Here is a 16,956-nt window from a genome sequence, read left to right on the forward strand (position 1 = left end):
ATGAGAGTCGATCGCGTCGCGTCATGTATTTTAGTAGAAAAATGCACAGGGTCACAACTATCATAGAGGAGGTTTTCAGCCATGCAGAATATATCAGTGCAGGCAAATACTAAGACCACAATAGAGCATCACCACCCCCAGAACTGGCGATCGCTTCCCAAATCCAGCGAAGCGATCGCCACTCAGAGCGAACAAATGTTTCGCCAATTTGTGGAACAGGTGCCAGTAGCGGTAGCGATGGTCGATCGCAAGATGCGGTATTTAGCCATGTCCCAGCGGTGGCGAAACACCTATTGCTTCGGCGATTGCGAGGCGATCGGCGCGTCTCATTACGATTTGTTTCCCCACCTATCAGAAAAATGGAAGGAAATATATCATTGCTGTCTGAGCGCTGGAGAAGCAAAAAGCGACGAAGATTGCTTTATCAAGCCCGATGGTACCGTAGAGTGGGTGAAATGGGAAATCCAGCCGTGGACCGATAATTTTGGGAAAATCGGCGGATTAATCCTTTATAGCGAACCGATTGGCGATCGCAAACAACTCGCCGACGCCCTCCAACTGACGCAATTCGCAATGGATAAAGCGGCGGATGCAGTATTTTGGATGACCGCCGATGCCAAACTCAGCTACGTCAACGAAGCCGCCTGTCAGTTACTCGACTATTCCACAGAAGAACTGAACTCCCTCACTGTCAGCGACATCGACCCCACCTTTAACCGAGCGATTTGGGCAGAACATTGGTTAGCCATCAAACAGTTTAAAAAATTCACCTTTGAATCCAACTATCGCACCAAAAACGGAGAAATCATTCCCGTAGAAGTGCGCGTTAACTATTTAAAATTTAACGGAGAAGAATATCACTGTGCCTTCGTGCGCGACATCACCGAACGCAAACAAGCCCAACTAGCCCTGCAAAATGCCAACGAGCAACTGCAAGCCGTATTAGATGCAGTTCCCGGCTTAGTGTCTTGGGTGAGTTCCGATTTGCGCTATGTCGGCGTCAACCATCACTTATCAACCGCATTTAAAATGCCCTTAGAAAGCTTTCCCGGGCAGCGGGTAGGCTTTTTAGAAAACAGTCCGAAATTCGCGCAACTGGTAGAGGAATTTTTCGCCAGTGAGGAAAAGACTATCTCCCAAGAAGTGACGATTGCGATCGAGGGTAAACCCTGCAGTTATTTAATCGTGGCTCAGAAATACAATCAAGGCAAAAATGCGGTATTTGTGGGATTAGACATTAGCGATCGCAAGCAAATGGAAGCCGCATTGCGCCGCAGCGAAACCCTATACCGCACCCTGGCCAAAAACTTTCCCAACGGGGCGGTTTGCCTGTTCGATGCCGACCTTCGCTATACCCTAGCCGAAGGCACGGAATTAAGCAAAGTCGGCTTATCCAAAGAATACCTAGAATCTCGCAATTTGCGCGAGGTATTCGGTGAAGAAATCGCCACCCTTTGCGAACCCTTTTATCGCGCCGCCCTAGCCGGAAAAGAAACCGTCACCGAAGTGCCTTATGCCGATCGCCTTTACCTCGCCCATCACATTCCAGTTCGCAACGACAATGGCGAAATCTTAGCCGGAATGGTGATGACGCAAAACATCACCGAACGCAAACAAGCAGAAGTCGCCTTGCGAGATTCCGAAGAACGCTTTCGCCAACAAGCGCAACAGCTAGAACGCACCTTAGACAAACTGAAAAAAACCCAAAGCCAACTAATTCAAACCGAAAAAATGTCCAGTTTGGGACAACTCGTCGCCGGGGTAGCCCATGAAATCAACAATCCGGTGAGCTTTATTTACGGAAATATTGCCCACGCCCAACAATATGCCAATGAATTACTAGATTTGGTCGCACTGTATGGGAAACATTATCCCGACCCCGAACCGGAAATCGAAGCCTATCTCGACGATATCGGATTGGAATTTTTACGGGAAGATTTTCCCAAACTGATGACATCGATGCAGGTGGGAGCCGATCGCATTCGCGAGGTCGTACTTTCCTTGCGAAACTTTTCCCGCTTAGACCAAGCGCAGAAAAAGCCCGTCAACATTCACGAAGGCATTGACAGTACCTTATTGATTTTGCAAAATCGCCTGAAAGCAAAAGCGGGACGACACAGCATAGAAATCATCAAAGAATACGGCGAACTGCCCTTAATCGAATGTTATGCAGGACAGCTAAACCAAGTCTTTATGAACCTGTTGACCAATGCCATTGATGCGGTGGAGGAAAAAGAGAAAAAAGCGGAAAAATATGCCGCATTTGCCCCGCCATCCTCACCCTGTATTCACATTCGCACTGCTGTCACTAAAGGTAAATGTATTACCCTGGAAATTACCGATAATGGAGTGGGAATGACGGCGGAAACGAAAAAACGCTTATTCGACCCATTTTTTACCACAAAACCTGCGGGACAGGGAACTGGATTGGGATTATCGATTAGCTATCAGATTGTAGTGGAGAAACATGGGGGAAAAATTCGTTGCGATTCCACGCCGGGAGTGGGCACTTTGGTGAAGATTACCCTGCCGATCGCGTAATCTTTTTATCCGACGAGCGGAAAATGGGGTAAGATGAGGGGAAGGCTCGATGAGTGTTTCAGAGGGCTTCGCGCCCTGATTGAACCAACCAAAGAGTGAGGATGCAGATAAGCGGAATTTAGCATAACGGAGGGACATGGCATCGCCGTGTCCTTATCGTTCCCAAAGCGCGATCGCTGGCAGACTGGAGTCAGGAAACCAAAGCATCGGACACTGAGGCGCTAAAATATTTTATTGTTTATCTGCAATCGATGGCAGAGGGAATAACCCGGGCGATCGCAGCGGTTAATTCTGTGTCGAGTGCAACAAAGATCCTCTGCCAATCTGTCCTAAGATAGAAAGTTATCAGAGGAAATGTCTGGTGGGGCAGATGAAAAAACCGAGGGTAAGACAACCGATGAGTGGGAGGACGATTGTAGGACTGTTGGCGATCGCCAGTGTCGTCACCTTTACCAGTCTCTTGTCCCTCTACAAACCCCTAACACAACACCGAGAAAGAGAACTCCTGTGGACCGTGCAGACCAAAGCGTTAGCCATGCAGGGCCTTTGGGTGACAGCGAGAGAAACCGGGGAACATCTCTGGGAAGATTCCCAGTTGCGCCAAAGTTGGGCAGACTATAACCAAGGTAAAATCAGCCGCCAAGACTATCGCGAATCCATCGCGCCACAGTTGGAAGCGCGACTCGATGAATTTCTGGTGGGTATCGCGCATTGGGATGAGAATGACCAGCCGGTGGTGCAGGTGGGGGTGCAAATTCCGCAACCATCCGAGTGGCTTTCCCGAGACCGGGAAGCGATCGCAGTACATGAGCAATCTTACTTAATTTTGCGGCAAGAAATTGGCGGCGATCGCGGCTTGGGAAGCAATTTGATGATATTTGCCCTGAACAATTTCCCGCCAATTCTCTCTCAAACCAGCAATACCAACTTAGCCGAGAATAGCGGGGTCGCGCTGATTGACCATCGCGACAAACTCGAGGTATTTCCCCTGGGGAATTTTCCCCCAACTAATCGGTTAAGTGTAGCAGAAAAGCGGGCGCTAACCGAAGTCTTAGACAACCAATCTGCGTTTCCCAGTACCGCGATAAACTGCCGCGATTGCAGCCAAGTGATGGCCTATGCGCCGATGATAGATAGGGAGAACTGGGGAGTAATTGCGATCGCAAACAAACGGCAATTGTACCGAGGGATAGATGGGCAAATGGCCCTGGTAGGAGTGGGTGCGATCGCAGCAACGATCGGGTTAGGGAGTCTGATGGCGATCGCCTTGCGAAGGCGGGTCGGGGAGTTTCTCTGGGCGCAACCGGGCGATCGCTGTACCCTCGAGCATGCCTTAGAACAAGAACAACAATTTAGCAGAGCGTTATTTGAAGCCAATCCGGCATTTTTCGTGGCGATTCGAGCCGACGGTAAAGTATTGTTAATGAACCAATCCATGCTCGACCGATTGGGCTATACGTTAGATGAAGCAATCGGGAGAGATTATTTATCCAACTTTGTGCCGAAGCCAGAGCAAGAAACGGTGGCAAAATTATTCGTGGAATTGCTACAGCACGATCGCCCGACGCGCAATCAAAACCACGTGCTAACCAAAGACAAGCGAGAAATTTTAGTGGAATGGCATGGGAGAACGATTTTCAATAAAGAAACCGGGGAGGTGGAATTCTTTTTTGGGGTAGGAATCGATATCAGCAATAGCGATCGCGCTGCAGCAGAAACGCGCCTGCTGCAACAGATTACCCAAGATGTGAGCGAAGCGGCAGATTTTGAATCGGCGATCGCCGTCGCCCTGCGGCGGGTGGGAGAAACCACCGACTGGGAATTTGGAGAAGCGTGGATTCCCAATGAAGAGGGAACCGAGCTTTCCTATAGTCCGGTGTGGTATTATCGAGAACCGAAGTGGGAGAGATTTCGGCGCTGCAGCGAAAACTATACTTTGGCCGCCAATGAAGGATTGCCCGGACGAGTGTACTCATCTCGGCATCCCGAATGGATTCAGGATGTATCGCGAGTTTCGGGGGAAGTGTGCGTGCGGCATCAGATTGCGGCAGAGTGCGGGCTGAAAGCGGGGTTAGGAGTACCGATCGTCCAGAGCGATCGCGTGTTGGCGGTGTTAGTGTTTTTTATGAGTGCGCCGGGAGAAGAAGACCGGCACGCGATCGACCTGGTATCCTCAGTGGCGATGCAGTTAGGGGGGCTATTTCAGCGCAAACAGGCGGTGCGCGCCCTGCAGCAAGCAGAAGCGAAATATCGCAGCATTGTAGAAAATGCGGTGGAAGGGATCTTTCAAATTACGCCGCAGGGACAGTATCGCAGTGCCAATTCCGCATTGGCGAAAATCTACGGGTATGCCAGCGTAGGGGAGATGATGACCTGCTTTCGCCAAGTGGATTATCAGCACTATGTTGACCCGAATCGCGGCCAGGAATTTTTGGACTTGCTGCGAGAAACCGGGCGGGTGTCGGGATTTGAGGCGCAAGTATATCGGCAAGACGGGAGCAAGATATGGGTATTGCAGAACCTGCGAGCGGTGTGCGATGGGGGAGAGCTGTTGTATTACGAAGGGTCGGTGGTGGAGATTACCAGTCGCAAGTGGACTGAGGAACAACTGCGATACAATGCCTCTCACGATGCGCTGACGGGACTGTGGAATCGGTCGTTTTTCATGGATCGGCTGGTCAAGGCGGTGTCGCGCAATCAGATGGAGGAAGAGTATGGGTTTGCGGTGTTGTTTTTGGATTTGGATGATTTTAAGTTAGTGAATGATAGTTGGGGTCATGCGGTGGGCGATCGCTTGCTGATGGCGATCGCGGGGCGACTGGAAAGGCGCTTGCGTGACGGGGATACCTTAGCCAGATTTGGCGGCGATGAGTTTACCATTTTGCTGGAAAACATTGGCGGAATCGAAGCGGCGATCGCCATTGCGGAGGAGATACAGGAGGGGTTGAGCGAACCATTTCACGTCAGCGATCGCGAAATCTTTGCCAGCGCCAGTATCGGTATCGTCCACAGCATCAGCGGGGATTGTCACCATCCCGACTTCTTGCGAGATGCCGATATTGCCATGTATCGGGCTAAGGCAATGGGGAAAAAGGGCTGGGCGATATTCGATGCGGCGATGCGAGAAGAAACCGTGCGGCGATTGGAGTTGGAGACGGATTTGCGCCGCGCGATCGAGCGCGAAGAATTCGAGATGTGCTACCAGCCGATCCTCCGCTTGGGGACCTTCGAAATTAGCGGGTTTGAAGCCTTAATGCGGTGGAATCATCCTCGGCGAGGGGTGGTGTCTCCGGGCGAGTTTATTCCCGTCGCCGAGGAAGCCGGTTTAATCGCACCGTTGGGAGAATGGTCTTTGCGCGAAGCTTGTCGCCAGTTGCGGATTTGGAAAAAGCAATTTCCCACCTATCCTTGTTTGAGAATGAGCGTCAATTTGTCCGGGAAGCAGCTTACGCCGGATTTGAGCGATCGCATCGGTGCCATTCTGCGCGAAACCGGGGTAGAAGGATGGGATTTAAAGTTAGAAATTACCGAAACCGCGATTGTTGCCGATCCTCAAGGGGCGATCGCGATTTTCAAGCAGCTCAAAGCCCGGGATATTCAGCTTTGCATCGATGATTTTGGCACGGGTTATTGTTCCTTGAGCTATCTGTATCAATTTCCGGTGGATATTTTAAAAATCGACCGCTCTTTTATTTGTAAAATGGCAGATTCTAGCCATGACAACGCGCAAATTGTCCGGACGATTATTGCCCTCGCTCACGGCTTGGGGATGGATGCGATCGCCGAAGGCATCGAAAATATCGAGCAGGTGCAGCACCTAGAATTGCTCAAATGCAAATACGGACAAGGGTATTTTTTCTCTCCACCGCTCAACAGGAAACAGACAGAAGTGTTTTTAGCGCAGCATCAATTGAGTCAGACGCCAGTGGTGTGATACTCCCCCATTTTTGCGCTCAATTCCCGGGGAGAAGATGTGGCAATATTATATCGCGTCCGGTGGATAGTTAATTAAAGCGGGCGATTGAAATAGCCCGCTTTTGATTGGTATTTGACCCACCATGAGATTACAACTCATATCATCGCCGTTGAATAGCCGGGAATATTGGTTGGGTGCGAGATCTCAACCGCACGGGCCGGGGGAGAACCATCCGCAACCACAAGGCAAACCGATTGCGATCGGGCAACCCTACCATCCTTTGGGAGGGAAAATCAAAGGAAAAAACCGCAGGGGTATTGCGGTTAAACAGCGTGTTACATGTTATTTTCAACTGCTACAAGAGGGCAAGCAAACCAACTCAAACCAGTAGCGACAGACTTCTTGCATCATCCATACTAATTTCTCGAATGTCATGGGTTTTACCAAGAAAGAATTAACTCCCGCTTGATAGCAATTAAAGATATCTTCCTCTTGGTGGGAAGTGGTTATTACCACAATGGGAATTGCTCGCATTTTCGGGTCAGACTTGAGGCGTTGCAGGGCTTCGCGCCCATCCACTCGGGGCATATTCAAATCCAGCAAAATCAAATCCGGTGTCGGGAAAGCGGTTACATCTGCATAGGGATCGCGGTGATACAGATAATCCAGGAGTTTTTCACCATTATGCACAGCGTAAAAATGGACCGGTAAATCCACTTCTGATAATGCTTCTTGCATCAAAACGCAAAATCCGCTATCGTCATTGGCCATTAAAATAGTGAACAGTTTGGTGCTTGATTTCATTGTTGTTTGCCCATATCGGTCTCTATCTCGAGGTTTTTCGGATCGAGAGAGGGAGGATTGAGACTTGAGAACCGCTCGAAAATTAGTTTGTGGCTGATAAAGCCTGAAAGCAGTATAGCTTGTTTTGTCTTTATTTTCCCAATTTAATCGGGTGAATGAGGGGGAGAGGGGTATCGCCCCATAGGGCCGCCCAGCGCAAAGGGCGATCGCCTGCTATCAAATATAGTTGAAATTGAGCCGACTTTTGTTATCCATAGAGAATGGGCGATCGATTCACCTGCGGCGCTCAATCGCTGTGATTTTTGCATTGTAATTCTTTCTCATTCCGGGAAGGATTGACATTGGGAAGGGTAAAATAAAAGGTGGTGCCTTCGCCGGGAAGCGATCGCAGCCCAATTTTCCCGCCATGAAGTTCCACAATCTTTTTACAAATTGCCAATCCAATCCCGCTTCCGGGATATTCCGTTTCCGTATGCAAGCGCTGAAAAATTTTAAAAATGCGCCCTTGTTGTTTCGGGTCGATTCCGATCCCATTGTCTTCCACGGAAATCACCCAATCATTCTCCTGGAGAACCGCACTCACGCGAATCACTGGGGGTTTACCTTCTTGATGATACTTGATCCCATTGCTAATTAAATTTTGAAACAACTGCACCAAACGAATCGAATTCCCCCAAACCCGGGGTAAATTTCCCTCGGATGTGACCACTGCTTGGGTCTGGCGAATGGTTTGTGCCAGATTGGATATGGCCAACGCAAACACCCGATTGCAATCTATCATTTCAAACCCTTTATCGCGGCTTCTTCCCAACCGGGAATATTCCAGCAAATCTTGAATCAAACCTTGCATTCGCAGACTACCGCCAATGATATTGCCTATATATTTTTTTGCTTTAGCATCCAGGTGTTCCTCGCTGCGATTTTCCAGCAGTTCCGCGTAGCTAGCGATAGTTCCTAAAGGCGCTTGCAAGTCGTGGGAAACCACATAGGCAAATTCTTCTAATTCTTGATTTGAACGTTCCAGTTTTTGGTTTAACTGCTGCAATTGCTGTTGTGCTGCTTCGCGATCGCGGATTTCGGCGTGCAAGCGCTCGTTTTGATAGGTAAGTTGCTGCTGCAGACGGCGAATCGTCAATTGATTCGCCACCCGCACCACCACTTCTTGCACTTGAAAGGGTTTTTTAATATAGTCTACTGCTCCCACGCGAAAGGCTTTTATCTTATCCATTGTCTCATCAATAACGCTGATAAAAATCACCGGAATAGCCCGCGTTTTTGGATTGGATTTCAGTTGCTCGCAAATTTGATAACCATTCATTTCTGGCATTTGGATATCCAGCAAAATCAAATCCGGCGTAGTATTTTCCAGCACCTTCAGCGCCATCTCCCCGCTTCTGACACAGCGAACTACATACCCTTCTCGCTCCAAAATATTCAGTAACAGCCGCAGGTTTTCTAGGCGATCGTCTACAATTAATATTTCCGCGTTTTCCCCTTTCATGTTTCGCTCAACTTTTATGGAATTTCGCAAAATCCTGAAATCAATGCTAATAAACTTCCTGTAATATCTTTGATTTTATCCCTAAATATCTTAATCGTCAATTGTTTGAGGGAACCGAGGTGGGGAAGTTGAAAGGGGAAGCTTTCAACTCCAGAATCCGTCAAATATTCTCCCTCATTCGGTTAAATTATGAACGATTCATACCCACTTTTGCCCTAATTACCCAACATTTGCAACTTGTACAAACTGGCATACAATCCCTCCCGCGCCAAGAGTTCTTCGTGAGTGCCTTGTTCTACCAATTCCCCTTGTTTGAGAACCAAAATCCGATCCACATTTTTAATCGTCGAGAGGCGGTGGGCAATAATAATCGCCGTGCGGTTTTCTAATAGGCGATCGAGGGCATCTTGAATCAGCGCTTCCGTGCCCACATCCAAACTAGCGGTGGCTTCATCGAGGACTAAAATTCGCGGGTTGCGAATCGCCGCGCGGGCGAATGCCAAAAGTTGCTTTTGTCCCGCAGAAAGATTCGTCCCTCTTTCGCGCAATTGGGTATCATATCCTTCGGGCAATGCTTCGATAAAACTCTCCACATTCGTCGATCGCGCCGCTTCACGAATCTGCGCCATCGAATAGGTTTCGCCTAGGGTGATATTGCTTTTCACATCCCCGGCGAAAATAAATCCATCTTGCAGGATAACTCCGAGGTGCTGACGCAGTTCAGCTTGGCGCATATCGCGCACGTCGATGCCATCGACTAAAATGCGACCTTTGCTGGTTTCGTAAAGGCGACATAACAATCGAATAATCGAACTTTTTCCCGCTCCCGTGGGACCGACGAGGGCAACTTTTTCCCCGGATTTGATGGTAAAGTTCAAGTTTTTGAGGACGTATTCATCCTCTTTGTAGGCGAAGGAAACGCGATCGAAGCGAATTTCCCCGGCGTGGGATTGACTGAGGGTTGCCCCGCGATCGCGCGGTTCGTTTTCGGTTTGAGCCGGCACGGAAACGTAGCGCATGATTCCGCCTTCGGTTGGCTGATGTTCCGGGTCGCGAATTTCGATAGGTTCGTTGAAAATATCGCTAATCCGTTCCATGGCGGTAAATCCAGCTTGAATGGCGGTGAATTTGTCTGCAAACTGGCGCAGGGGGTCGAACAATCGCTGAGAAAATAGGATAAATTCGGCTAATTTACCAAAGGTTAGGGTATCGGCGAGAATCAACCTTCCGCCCAACCACAAGACACCGGCGATCGCCACCAATGCAATCCATTCTAGAGTTGCCGAGACCGAAGCATCATACAAAATCGTTCGATCCACGGCTTTGATGTAGCGCTGGTTATTGTTTCGGAATAATTCAGCGTTAAAAGTTTCCCGGCGAAATAGTTGCACTACCGAGACGCCGGTAATGTTTTCTTGCAGTTTGGAATTGAGCGCTGAAAGTTCTTCCCGGGCGCGATAGTTTTCCTGGCGATATTGCTGCTGGAAATAAATCACCACCCCCGCGATCGGGATTAGCATCAGCAACAGCAATGTTGCCAGTTGCCATTGACGATAGAACATCACCACCAAAATCACCACAATGGAGAATAAATCGGTGATGATGCCGATCGCCCCGGTGGAAAACACCTCCCCGAGGGCTTCCACATCGCTGGTGAGGCGGGTAATCAAGCGGCCCACCGGGGTGCGATCGAAAAATCGCACCGCCAAGGAGGTTACGTGGTCGAATAAATCATTGCGGATATCCGCCGTGATTTTCTGACCCACCTCCTGAACCAGATATCCTTGCACCGCTTGTAGGGTGAATCGCACCGCGATCGTGGCGAATAATAACCAGGCGAGAATATTCAACCCGCGCGAGAGCGTTACCCCTTGCAAAAAGGGAATATTCGTCGGTTCAGAACGAATTAGGGACACCGCCTGACCGATGAGAATCGGTTGAACCGCACCCGCCAGGGAAAGGGGGATTAATAATAACAGCGAAATCAGCAGCAAACGCCCGCTGCGACGGGCATAGGGTACCAACCGCAAAAACAAACGCCAGTCATTTTCGCGACGGCGCGATCGCTTTTGCTCTGTTGTGGGCGGTGATAAGCTAGTCATCGAAAAAAACCTTTTGCCAAGCAGAAATACACGCCCTCCCACTGTAGCGCAACCGCCGATTTTCTCCTCATCCCCCAGATAGAAAACCGATGGGGCATCCCGCCCGCCAGAGGGAACGGATTGCGCGCAATATTCCCCTTCACTGCACCGCTGTCCCCGTTCCTGTTTCTGCCAAGGGTTAATTTTTGCCGAATATTTCCACGGATTTCGATTGGGTTTCTCGGATTTTATATCGCCGCCGTTATTCGCAGAATTATCCAGAAATCCTCTCAGGAAAAAACTCGGTTTTTTTCTATTTTACCCGATTTTTCCCTCAATTTCACCTTTAAACTGTTGCCAAACTGGCTTCGCGTATTTGGGAAGTCAAGTCGGACAATCCATCATTATTCAGGCGATAATTTAAGGGATTGGCAATCAATCGGGCGGTACTTTCAAAGAGGATTTCGATTTCGATTAACCCGTTTTCTTTCAGGGTACGACCTGTGGAGACTAAATCCACAATTGCCTCAGACATGCCGGTAATCGGACCGAGTTCTACCGAACCGTACAAGGGCACGATTTCTACGGGTAAATCGAGTTTTTGAAAGTGTTCGCGCGCGCAACGAACGAATTTGCTCGCGACTCGTCCGTGGGCGGGTAAATCCAGCGATCGCCGATAGGGACTCGACTCTTTCACCGCCACCGACAACCGACATCCGCCAAATCCTAAATCGATTAAATGGGCCACTCGCGGTTGTTTTTCCCGCAAAACGTCATCACCGACGATTCCCAACTGCGCTTGACCGTATTCGACATACACCGGCACGTCTTGCGCGCGCACCAGTAGTCCCCTCGCCTTTTCCGTGGGGTCGAGAATTTGCAACTGTCGATTGGATGAATCGAGAAATGCACTAAAATCTAATCCCACTGACTGTAGCAGTCGGATGCTATCGCGTAATAGAGATCCTTTGGGCAAAGCAACGGTAAGCATAGGACAATGATAAAGTAATGGTTCTATAGTTTACTCGCGATCGCGCGCCGAGTGGAAATCCCTGGTGGGGTGAAGGATGAAACCACACCGTCCCAACTCCCAAGTGTTTTCCCGCTCTTATTCTCCCCGCCTCAGTGTCTCTGAGTCAACCCTACTCGCCAATTCTGTATTATCTCTATGCGAATTCTGTTAGTTGATGATGAAGTCGAACTCACCGATCCCTTGTCTCGGGTGCTCACTCGCGAAGGGTATCGCGTTGATGTGGCTTATGATGGCGCAACTGGTGGCCAATTGGCAACTCGAGAACATTATGACCTGCTGATTTTAGATTGGATGTTACCGCAAAAATCGGGCATCGAAATTTGTCAGGAAATTCGCGATCGCGGCGATATGACCCCGGTGCTGTTTTTAACTGCAAAAGATACCTTGGACGATCGCGTACTCGGTTTGGATGCTGGGGCTGATGATTATTTGGTCAAGCCTTTTGAATTGCGCGAATTACTTGCCCGGGTTCGGGCGCAATTGCGGCGATCGCTCGTCGGCGAAACCGCCCCCAATCCCGATCGCCTGCGCGTGGATGACTTGGAATTAGACCCGGACAATCAGCTCGCCTACCGAGGCGATCGCGCTATCGAACTCTCGGAAAAAGAAACCAAACTCCTGGAATATTTTATGCGCCACGCGGGTCAGTTACTCACCCACAACCAAATTTATCACCAGTTGTGGACTGAAGAAACTAAACCCAGCAGCAACGTTCTCGCCGCTCAAATTCGCCTCCTGCGTCGCAAAATAGAAGCCCCCGGCGAAGCTCCTTTAATTCATACCGTCTATGGCAAAGGGTATCGTTTCGGTTCTGGTATCGAATGATAAATTTGTCATTTGTTATTGGTCATTGGTCATTGGTCATTGGTCAATGACCTCTGCCCGGAAGTTGGAAAAATTTTGCAATTCTTATTTTTCGATGGAGTTTTCCCCACAGATTCCACATGGATTTCCACAGGGGAACTGAAGTTTTCCACAGATTAAACAAGGTTTTCCACAGGCGATCGCGCTCGAGGTGGAGTGTTTCGGTGGAGTTGGGGATTTCTCCGCCGCCCAGCCGCCAGGGAACTGGCGGATCCTTTTTTATGAACTTTTGTAACAAAAAGTGGCTTCAAAGGCTGATTCTTTCGTAGGGGGTAGGAGCCGTGTGGGTGAGTTGTAACATTTCGCAACGTTGACAATCCCACCCCTTCTAAGCGCACAATGAATCCGCCGACCTAAAAATTCTGGCAGCGGCATACAGCTATCTAAAGATTTGTCAACCCCCCAGAGGAATCGAAAAGTGACGTCAGCAAAAGAGACGGGAAATTCGAGACTGAGGGAGGGGGGAGCGAATCGGGCAACTGGGGGATATCTGGAGAGGGGCATCATCACACAGGTGCCTCGATCGGGAGAATGCAGCCCCCAGAAGACTAGAAAGTTAGGAAAGCCGTTGTACGCGCAAGGAGGATTTCGAGAAATGAACCCAAACGTCAGCATATTGGCCGAGATTCCAGAAGAACTGCATCAATCGCTCAAGGGGTACTTAGATGCTCATCCCGAGTGGGACCAAGACCGAGTATTTGCGGCAGCCCTGTCCCTGTTTTTGTTGCAAAATGGGGACAATAGCACGCCGGAGTCCTCGCGCAACTATCACCAAGCAGCGAGGGTGTATTTAGAGACCCTATTTCAGCATCCGGTGTAGAGGGAAGCGAGAGCAGTCTAAAATCGAAAGGCTAAGCTCTAAATAGTAAAGATTGAAATGACCGAAGCAGCGAATCCATCTACCACAGTCGATGTCTTGATAGTGGGTGCAGGGATTAGTGGGCTAAGTATGGCGCACGACTTACAGCACCCCCGGAAAAGCGATCGCCCGTTTAACATATTAGTCGCCGAAAGTCAAGGGCGAGTTGGAGGACGAATCGTCACCGCATCCGGGGATGGGTTTCTCTGGGAGTCCGGGCCAAATAGCTTTGCCCCGACCCCAGAGCTGATGAAATTAGCGGTAGATGTGGGGTTAAAAGACGAACTACTGCTTGCCGATCGCTTCCTGCCCCGGTTTGTGTATTGGCAAGGGGAGTTGATGCCAGTACCGATGAGTCCTCCAGCAATGGTCAAGTCAAAGCTGTTGAGTGTGCCGGGGAAACTCCGGGCATTAGTCGGGGCATTAGGATTTGTAGGGCCAAAGATGGGGTCCGAGGAGCGAGAGGAAACCGTAGCGGAATTTTTCCGACGTCATTTAGGGGATGAGGTTCTCAAGCGACTGGTGGAGCCATTTGTTTCTGGAGTTTATGCCGGAGATCCGAATCAACTGAGTGCATCGGCAGCATTTTCGCGAGTAAAGCGACTAGAAGAGATAGGCGGGGGGTTGGTTGCGGGGGCAATCCTGTCAGCCAAGAACAAGAAAAAACCTGCCGTGGCAGTGGATCCGAACGTACCGCAAGCGAAGCGGGGGCAATTGGGGTCATTTCGGGAGGGATTAGAAGCCCTACCCAAAGCGATCGCCGGCACCCTAGGAGACGCGGTGAAACTGAACTGGCACCTGTTGCGCCTCAGTCCCAGGGAAAAAGGCACCTACATTGCCGAATTTTCCACACCAGAGGGAGTAAAGCAGGTAGAGAGTCGCAGCGTAGTGCTGACCACTCCCACCTATGCGTCGGTGGAGATATTAGAGCCGCTCGATGTGGAATTAGGGATGGCATTAAAGGGGATTACGTATCCGTCGGTTGCTTGTGTGGTGTTGGGATATCCCACAGAAGCATTCAAGCGGCCCATGAAAGGATTTGGGAATTTAATTCCGCGAGGGCAGGGAATTCGCACCCTTGGAACCATTTGGGGATCGAGCTTATTTCCCGGACGTGCGCCGCAGGGGTGGGAGATGGTGATTAACTTTATTGGGGGAGCCACCGATAATGCGATCGCCAACTTAAGCGAAGAAGAAATCGTGAATGCGGTGCATCGAGACCTGTGCCAAACCCTACTCGGGGAGGATGTAGAGCCGAAGGTATTAGCGGTGCATTTGTGGAAGCGAGCCATTCCGCAATACAACCTCGGACACCTGCAGCGTCTCCATCGCATCGAGAGACAATTGCAGCAGTTTCCCGGATTGTACCTGTGTGGCAACTACAGCGATGGTGTCGCCTTAGGAGACTGCGTGCGTCGCGCCCAAGAGGGGGCTGAAAAGCTGCGGGAATATTTAAGGTAAAGGAGAGTCGGTAAGCCAAAAGAAGCGATCGAGCCGTGGGAGTCTGGAGAACTTCTCCACCCTGCCAGGGAGAAGCGCCACGGGTTCTACGGCTCGCGACTCAGTGGGTTCATGTTGACTCAGTAGATTGGGGGTTTTGGCTCGGTTCGAGTTCGAATTTATAGCCCACACCGCGCACGGTTTGAATTAGTTTGGGATGATGGGCATCCGGTTCGATTTTGCGGCGGATTTGACCGATATGCACGTCCACCACGCGGCGATCGCCCACATAGTCATAGTCCCAGACTTCTTGAAGCAGTTCGGTTCTGCGCCAAACGCGACCGGGATGACGGGCTAAAAAATAAAGTAAATCGAATTCTAAGGCAGTTAAAGAAACCGGGAGTTCGTCGAGGGTGACTTCTCGACGGACCGGATCGATTTGCAGGTGACCGAAGTCCAGACAGGGTTGTTCTGCGGTTTGAACCACTCGTTGGCGCTTTAAAAGCGCCCCGACGCGGGCACCGAGTTCAACCAAACTAAAGGGTTTGGTAATGTAATCATCCGCCCCCAAGTTAAAGCCTCTAATTTTGTCGGCTTCGTCGGTGCGGCTAGTGAGCATCAATACAAAAACCCCGGTTCGGTTTTGCATGGCTTGACAGAGCTGATAGCCCGTCGTATCGGGCAAATTGACATCCAAAACCACTAAATCCGGGTTAAATTTCTCGAATAACTCGAGCGCTTTTTTTCCATCTTCAGCCGACTCCATTTGATAGTTTTGCTTGCTTAAAAAGCGATGGATTAAATTGCGGATGGCAGGGTCATCATCAACGACAAGAATCTTGGCAGGGGCCATAGCTAGAACTGTGCTGGTGTGAACTGGTCAAGAAGCATGATTCAGGCTGACACGAAAAGCCAGATGGCTTTCTGGGAGAATTCAGCAGCTTTCTCGGTGGGAAATAAGCGGCCTCTACAATAACTTTACCCAGCATTTTAAAATATTATCGATTGGCAACAGTCACGCGGGGTGGGGTCGAACCGGTCGCCGCTCCTTGGAACCGGGGGGGGGGAAATGGGTTTGACAATTCCGGGAAACTGGACGGCGCGCGCCTCCAAAATGAAAGGGGGCGTATGGCTGACTATACAACAGATTGGCATCCAGCCACTAGGGGAAAGTCAAACAAAGGGGAGGGGAGTGGATGTTTTCAAGGTAAATTGAAAAAGAGGCCGTTGCGGCGAGTGGTTGCACGCGCCTGCGGAACTGGATGAGGCGGCCTGCATTGCCGCTTCTGCAATCGCTCCTAGGTTATCCCCGAACAGAGGCTCCCTTGCACCCTGGTTTAAAATGCGCTGACGCTCTCCTGAGAGACGACAGCGTTCAGTGGCGGCAGGGGTCGCTGCCTTAGAAAACTGCAAGCGATCGAGGCAGGGACTTGAAAGTTCCAAACCATACCTTAGCTTAAAACTGTCTTGGGGTTGTAGGGGACAAAAGGCTATAACGGAGCTAGAGGCTTCGACGGGCTTGGCGATTGCGAAAACGGCGTGCGGCTTTTGCGATCGCCTCCAAACAGGAAACGAAAACCCGTTGATTCCGATTGCGGGAAGTGGCAGGATGCCAAACCCCAACTCAACCCCGGATAGCTCCCTCAGCGGGGTGTGACAGGCGTAGCGACCCTTGATGCAGACCCATAGGCGTGGAGGTCTTCTCCTGCCCTCGTAGCAGTGTAATGGTGAATATACCAAGATTGTAGAGAAAATAGAGGGTAGTCCATCCGGCCAACAATGGACGACGGGCGATCGCAAATGCTATTCGACCGAACACAGTTGGCAGCCAATATTTGCCAATATTTAGCTTCTCGGCGGGAAGCCCCGCGCTCTACCCGTGCTTGGTGAGCGTCGGGATGAGAGCCAGGGGAAATG

The 16,956-nt window shown here is 50.2% G+C and carries 12 protein-coding genes; 5 read left to right on the forward strand and 7 right to left on the reverse strand.

Annotation, left to right across the window (positions count from 1 at the left end; genetic code table 11):
• Positions 1-81: 81 nt before the first annotated feature.
• Both LKK83_RS27830 and LKK83_RS27835 read left to right on the forward strand, forming a co-directional pair.
• On the forward strand, positions 82-2,541 hold the full coding sequence (locus tag LKK83_RS27830) for a PAS domain-containing sensor histidine kinase (protein ID WP_324634714.1): 2,460 nt from the start codon (positions 82-84) through the stop codon (positions 2,539-2,541).
• A gap of 370 nt (positions 2,542-2,911) precedes the next feature.
• A complete protein-coding gene (locus LKK83_RS27835; RefSeq protein ID WP_324634715.1) occupies positions 2,912-6,475 on the forward strand; it encodes an EAL domain-containing protein in 3,564 nt (1,187 codons plus the stop codon).
• Between the two features lie 330 nt (positions 6,476-6,805).
• Here LKK83_RS27835 and LKK83_RS27840 read toward each other — a convergent pair whose 3' ends face one another.
• From LKK83_RS27840 to hisG, 4 genes are all read right to left on the reverse strand, one after another.
• Positions 6,806-7,261: a response regulator gene (locus LKK83_RS27840; RefSeq protein WP_324634716.1), complete on the reverse strand. Its 456-nt coding sequence runs from the start codon at positions 7,259-7,261 to the stop codon at positions 6,806-6,808.
• A gap of 286 nt (positions 7,262-7,547) precedes the next feature.
• On the reverse strand, positions 7,548-8,762 hold the full coding sequence (locus LKK83_RS27845; protein ID WP_324634717.1) for an ATP-binding protein: 1,215 nt from the start codon (positions 8,760-8,762) through the stop codon (positions 7,548-7,550).
• 215 nt (positions 8,763-8,977) lie between these two features.
• Positions 8,978-10,864: an ABC transporter ATP-binding protein gene (locus LKK83_RS27850; RefSeq protein WP_324634718.1), complete on the reverse strand. Its 1,887-nt coding sequence runs from the start codon at positions 10,862-10,864 to the stop codon at positions 8,978-8,980.
• A gap of 325 nt (positions 10,865-11,189) precedes the next feature.
• Positions 11,190-11,834, reverse strand: coding sequence for an ATP phosphoribosyltransferase (gene hisG / locus LKK83_RS27855; protein WP_324634719.1), 645 nt, complete (start codon positions 11,832-11,834; stop codon positions 11,190-11,192).
• A 177-nt stretch (positions 11,835-12,011) separates the two neighbouring features.
• Between hisG and rppA the strand changes: the two genes are divergently transcribed.
• A complete protein-coding gene (gene rppA / locus LKK83_RS27860) occupies positions 12,012-12,701 on the forward strand; it encodes a two-component system response regulator RppA (protein ID WP_324634720.1) in 690 nt (229 codons plus the stop codon).
• Positions 12,702-12,744: 43 nt separating this feature from the next.
• Here rppA and LKK83_RS27865 read toward each other — a convergent pair whose 3' ends face one another.
• Positions 12,745-12,978, reverse strand: coding sequence for a hypothetical protein (locus LKK83_RS27865; RefSeq protein WP_324634721.1), 234 nt, complete (start codon positions 12,976-12,978; stop codon positions 12,745-12,747).
• Positions 12,979-13,335: 357 nt separating this feature from the next.
• Here LKK83_RS27865 and LKK83_RS27870 point away from each other — a divergent pair, with 357 nt between their 5' ends.
• Complete coding sequence (locus tag LKK83_RS27870) at positions 13,336-13,560, forward strand: DUF2811 domain-containing protein (protein ID WP_324634722.1); 225 nt, start codon at positions 13,336-13,338, stop codon at positions 13,558-13,560.
• A gap of 57 nt (positions 13,561-13,617) precedes the next feature.
• Positions 13,618-15,060 (forward strand): protoporphyrinogen oxidase, encoded by a 1,443-nt coding sequence (gene hemG, locus LKK83_RS27875; RefSeq protein WP_324634724.1) that lies wholly within the window; start codon positions 13,618-13,620, stop codon positions 15,058-15,060.
• A 109-nt stretch (positions 15,061-15,169) separates the two neighbouring features.
• On the opposite strand, the gene LKK83_RS27880 is transcribed toward hemG, so the two are convergent.
• Together LKK83_RS27880 and LKK83_RS27885 are read right to left on the reverse strand one after the other, a co-directional pair.
• A complete protein-coding gene (locus tag LKK83_RS27880) occupies positions 15,170-15,892 on the reverse strand; it encodes a response regulator transcription factor (protein ID WP_324634725.1) in 723 nt (240 codons plus the stop codon).
• Between the two features lie 790 nt (positions 15,893-16,682).
• The coding region (locus tag LKK83_RS27885; protein ID WP_324634726.1) for a hypothetical protein at positions 16,683-16,956 on the reverse strand (274 nt) is incomplete at its 5' end.

This window comes from Phormidium sp. CCY1219, assembly GCF_035615515.1.
Lineage (GTDB): Bacteria > Cyanobacteriota > Cyanobacteriia > Cyanobacteriales > Laspinemataceae > CCY1219.